Below are 815 nucleotides of genomic sequence, written 5' to 3' on the forward strand. Positions count from 1 at the left end.
AGCACGTCTTAAGCAAGAACGTGCTGCGGTTGGATGCTATTTTTTCCCTGAAGCGGAAAACATTACTACAGTACCTTGAACCTTGGTTTTAACATTCTCGAAATGCTCTGAGAGTATATGTGTTAAGCCTTCTTCGGAATCTTTTGTGTTTGAAAAGATGCCTTTCTGATTGTAAATGCGCATCAGTTTTTGACCGAAGCTATTGTGCACAACTCCATCGCCAAGAATTGTGGCTCCGTATAGAGTTCCATCATCAGTTAAGGCCTGCGCCGCATTGCGTATTACACAGCTTTTTGTAGATATATTTCCAGGCAGGCAGTGAAGAAGGTAAAACATGGAAATGGAATCAAATTGACCATGTAACGCCGCGGGATAAGGTTCAAAAACATCATGGCTAATTTTATGTTTAATTTTTGATTCCCCAGCCCTTGTAGATGCCGCGTTCAGGCTAGCTTCGTTCAAATCCATTAAAGATATCAGACTACTCTCAGGTACGTGAGTAAGGTAAAACCCAGTTCCAACACCAATATCCAGATGGTTGTTACCTAAATGTTCCAGAAAGTGTGGAAGAAGGTGTTCCTTTGTAGGACATCCCCATGCAAGCCGATTTGATACTCCCAAAACCCACCAGTCATAAAGCTTTAGGGTAAGTGGTGTGTAAATTTTAGCCCCATCATCTGTGTTTTTTTTCATTAATTTCACCATGTTATAGTTTTATTTGTGAATTAAATCAATTATGGCGATGAATTACAAGGGGTTAAATGCTGCCGCAGCATAGCGATATTGAAATAGCCTGGTATGCTTCGATACAGCAG

1 protein-coding gene is annotated in these 815 nt (G+C 40.7%); it reads right to left on the minus strand.

Annotation, left to right across the window (positions count from 1 at the left end; translation table 11 throughout):
- Window positions 1–36: 36 nt before the first annotated feature.
- Entirely contained in the window at window positions 37–705 is a 669-nt protein-coding gene (locus BGK49_RS16320; RefSeq protein ID WP_000239881.1) for a class I SAM-dependent methyltransferase, read from the minus strand.
- Window positions 706–815: the final 110 nt, after the last annotated feature.

The organism is Shigella sp. FC1544, from assembly GCF_001722145.1.
Lineage (GTDB): Bacteria > Pseudomonadota > Gammaproteobacteria > Enterobacterales > Enterobacteriaceae > Escherichia > Escherichia coli.

What these genes read in the sequence shown, in the direction of transcription:
- BGK49_RS16320 (WP_000239881.1), bottom strand. Translation starts at nt 705, where the DNA reads ATGGTGAAATTAATGAAAAAAAACACAGATGATGGGGCTAAAATTTAC.